This is a genomic window from Piscirickettsia salmonis LF-89 = ATCC VR-1361, from assembly GCF_000297215.2.
Taxonomy (GTDB): domain Bacteria; phylum Pseudomonadota; class Gammaproteobacteria; order Piscirickettsiales; family Piscirickettsiaceae; genus Piscirickettsia; species Piscirickettsia salmonis.
Window position 1 is genome coordinate 1 of sequence record NZ_AMFF02000047.1, and the last position, 3,909, is coordinate 3,909.

A 3,909-nucleotide genomic window follows, 5' to 3' on the forward strand; every position below is an offset into this window, starting at 1 on the left:
GAAGACGGGTCAACAGGTCACCTCTATTTAATAACAAATGAGTTTATCTGTATGAATATGAACTCTCTACTGAGTGTTGCACTTCAGATGACGGAGGGCGAAATTGAAGAATATCATAAGTCGATTAAACAAAATGCAAGTTTAGCAAAATCACCAACTAAAACTGTTCGGTCACAATGCAATCATATTTTTGCATCAATCGTGGCATTTTGTAAACTAGAAACATTGAGTGTAAAAGCACAACTTAACCACTTTGCACTCAAATATAAATTACTTGTGCGGTCAAATCAAATAGCTTTTGAAGAGCTTAGGCGATTAAAATGTTTATGACCTGTGCGTAAGGTGAGTTAACAATCAAAATAAGTATAAACAGCCCACACACTATAGTTTTTTAGCCTTTATAGAGAGTAACTCTAGTCAAACATCGCTTAAATTGCTTTTACACCTGCTATCGCTTTAACAGGTTTAGGATTAACCGTTGAAGTTAGCTGATTCATTAAAAGTGCGATTACAGGTAAACCACTAAAGTATGTATTTTAGCCGTAACTCAATCCTCATCAAATGACTGAAGCAGCATGCCCTGCTGCCTCAATACCTGAAGCGTTGCTAAATCATGTAAAAACATCAGATCTAAAGCTATTAACTAAATAATTTAGCGAAAAACCCTTTTTTCTTCCTCTGCTTTTTCAGCTGTTCAAGAAGCTGCATAAGCTCTTCTTTTTCTTTTATTAGCAATGTGATTTGCTCATCCTTACTAAAAATATGGCTTTTTAAAAGCTCAACTTCCTGGCTTAAAACCGCTAAATTTTCTAAGTTTTCAATATTAGTTTTATCACTACCACTTATACTTTTTCGTATTTCTATCGCTGATAGTCGCTCACTCAATTCATCTATAGTAAGACCAAACACACGACCTAACTCTGAAAGATCAATACGCCAAGAACCTTTGCTATTTCGAATAGCAGAAATTTCACCTAGCTTAATCATTCTCTGAATTTTACGAACACTCACCTCGACTAAAGAGGCTGCTGCTGTTGTGCTGATGTCTGTCATAAATACTCTTTAAATTGCCAATACTGTTAATCAGTATTTTCTATATATAATACTTTACATTAAAAAAATTAAATATAAATATATAAGCGACGATCATCACATATATCCATAATTTACTAAAATATAAATGACTCAATAAATTAATGCAATTAAAAATTACTAAAGTCAACAAAAAATTTAACTTAATACTTCAGCATAGATCATACTAATTAACCCCTTACATACCAACCACGTTAACCCCTTACTTTAAAAAATATTTTTTTAATATATGCAGTTTTAATTAATACTATTATTATTTAAATTTTTCACATTTTCCCTTTCATCGATTATTACTCATTTAATTTAGAAGGTTACATATGAAGCCAATCTACCCTGGGTTAAATACTTCTCTAGATACAAAAAATATCAGATTTAAGGGCGAGCCTTTATATGCTATTGCAGGTCAGTCTTATTTCAATATACACGAACAAGGTCAAATGATTGACCCTAGTTTTATAGAAAGACAAAATAAACTAACAGAAACAAATTGGGATGCTAGAGTTCAATTTAGCTTCCAAGAGTATTCTTCCCTCTCACCAGCAGATAGATTGCAACTTACTCAGCTGCATGCAATAAGATGGAACTATGCACTTCTTCTATATGACCACGCTATATCAATTGCAATGGCTCATGATGATTACTCAGACCCTCGAAATACCGCTCAGTGGCAAGAAAAAGAGTTCTTGCAAAGCCTAAATGGACCTAAAGAAATCAAAAAGTTATATGCTGGCTGGTTTTTAAATCAAGTTGAAAGCGCTTACGGAGCAATTACGCCAAAAGTAGAATCGCTTTTCAAAAAGGAGATGGAATTAGCCGTCGATGCTGACTTATCAAAAGAAAAGGCCATCGCTAAAAAAGTTGATCAATTTAGAGCCCATATTACTCAATTAGAAGCCTTAGCAGTAAACCAAACTGATGAGATAAAAGTAGCGCTTAATAACTACAACTTAGCAGCAATAAAATTTTTTATTCTCAGCCAATTAAATCAAATAGACACCCCCTCTTTTAAAAAAGATCTAGAACAGGCAAAAAATGAATGCGATAAAGTATTAAAAGACCCTCAATCTAGAGTCACTTTACTTACTATTGCTCTTAATAATCCAGCAATCAATATAACTGAACACTTAGAAATAATTAAAAACACCCCTTACCTAGCAAAAGCATTATTAATACTTCATGACTCAGATATCAGCTTTCAAGATAGTTGGGAGCAAGTGAAAGATAACACCGACCTACAAAAATCCTTAACTACTGCTTACGATTATACCAATTCCGGCCATTTTGGCTGGAATAAGGCACATGGTAACCACGGTAAAAACCAAACCATGCAGTTTATAAAGAATTTAATGGACTCTACAGATAAAAGCTTAGGGAATATTAGGGCTGAAATGAAACAATGGATTCGAGGTTACGGCTTCTTTGGTCAATCATCTAACCTTAACAATTCATCACGACTTAGCTTTGTTTCTCAATCAGGGCTATTTGGCGAGTCTGCAACTCTCTTTGCAGATATGAATGAAGGCCAGCGCAAAGAAGCGAAACAAATAATTTTAGGCTATCCAAATTTTAATTAAAATTATTATAAATCAACCAATTAGATATATATACTTTACAAATCATACTTAAAATTAAAATAATAATTTTATATTTAGCAATTAGGGCAGTGAAATTCTGGTTAACCCTATAGATTAGCTATATAATTAATCGCCTATAAATTTAAAAAAGTGGACCAAAATAGTGAAAAACTTATTACTGCCCTTAAAAATTGCCAGCCTGATGCTCTTTAGCGTAACGGCTTACCATGCTTATGCGAATACCAGCTCACATACCCATAAGCATTCAACAGAAAAAGTAACTTTATATACTGTTGCCAAAGGCATTCCCTCACATAATATCGGTTATGTCTTACTTAAAGATAGCCCAAATGGCCTATTAATTCTCCCACATTTAAACCACGTTCCAGCAGGATTTCATGGTTTTCATATTCATGTCAACCCAAGCTGTAAAGACCATGGTATGGCTGCAGGCGGACACTATGACCCCACGAAAACAGGTAAACATTTAGGTCCATATGGTCATGGTCATTTAGGTGATTTGCCAGTCCTTTATGCCAATAAAAAAGGTAATATTAGTGGTCCAGTGATTGCGCCTCACCTCACCTTAAAACAAATTCATGGTCGCTCATTAATGCTCCATGCAGGTGGTGATAATTACGCTGACAAGCCTGAGTCCTTAGGTGGTGGTGGTGCCCGCTTTGCCTGCGGTATTATCCATTAATTTATACCCACAACTTAACTAGTTAATACAGGTACAGGAGCCAGTCTCCTGTGATTATTCTTAATAAATATAAAATTTAGACTGCCCCTACTGATTTAACCCTGCATTATTATCTCAGCAAGCACTTAACATTATCAAGAAAATTTCTTTCTGTTACAACACATTGCTTATCACCAACGCATATGCTAGCCTGGCCATAATTATAATTATTTTTTAATATAAAAATATTTTTTATATTAAATTTTTATAAGGTTAATTATATCCCTTTTTTAAACGACTAACTAAGGGTTAGGTATATGCCAAACATCATATGGAATTCAAACAAACAAAAAAATATTGAGTTTGAAAAAGCAACCGCATATTTCTTAGCCAATAAAGATCAAAACAAATATCGCAGAAAAGATAGCGAGTTACAGCATTCATTTATGAAATTTGGCGACAGCGTTCTCGCGATGAATGCTGAAGGCAATCACTTGGCAAAAGGAAGCTACCGAGTCCTTTCAGCTAAACTTGCTGAAGATCCGTAAGCGTCGCTACCTC

4 protein-coding genes and 1 pseudogene are annotated in these 3,909 nt (G+C 34.3%); 4 read left to right on the forward strand and 1 reads right to left on the reverse strand.

Annotated elements, in window-relative coordinates; all coding sequences use genetic code 11:
* Positions 1 to 330, forward strand: a pseudogene (locus C200_RS04950) (IS701 family transposase); the annotation flags it as partial.
* Between the two features lie 309 nt (positions 331 to 639).
* On the opposite strand, the gene C200_RS04955 reads toward C200_RS04950, so the two are convergent.
* The gene (locus C200_RS04955; RefSeq protein WP_016211822.1) at positions 640 to 1,053 is read right to left on the reverse strand and encodes a helix-turn-helix domain-containing protein; all 414 of its coding nucleotides are present in this window, start codon (positions 1,051 to 1,053) and stop codon (positions 640 to 642) included.
* 356 nt (positions 1,054 to 1,409) lie between these two features.
* Here C200_RS04955 and C200_RS04960 point away from each other — a divergent pair, with 356 nt between their 5' ends.
* The 3 genes from C200_RS04960 to C200_RS04970 all read left to right on the forward strand — a co-directional run bounded on the left by C200_RS04960 (position 1,410) and on the right by C200_RS04970 (position 3,896).
* Positions 1,410 to 2,666, forward strand: coding sequence for a hypothetical protein (locus C200_RS04960; RefSeq protein WP_016211818.1), 1,257 nt, complete (start codon positions 1,410 to 1,412; stop codon positions 2,664 to 2,666).
* Between the two features lie 163 nt (positions 2,667 to 2,829).
* Positions 2,830 to 3,369 (forward strand): superoxide dismutase family protein, encoded by a 540-nt coding sequence (locus C200_RS04965; RefSeq protein WP_016211821.1) that lies wholly within the window; start codon positions 2,830 to 2,832, stop codon positions 3,367 to 3,369.
* Between the two features lie 296 nt (positions 3,370 to 3,665).
* Positions 3,666 to 3,896: a hypothetical protein gene (locus C200_RS04970; RefSeq protein WP_016211819.1), complete on the forward strand. Its 231-nt coding sequence runs from the start codon at positions 3,666 to 3,668 to the stop codon at positions 3,894 to 3,896.
* Positions 3,897 to 3,909: the final 13 nt, after the last annotated feature.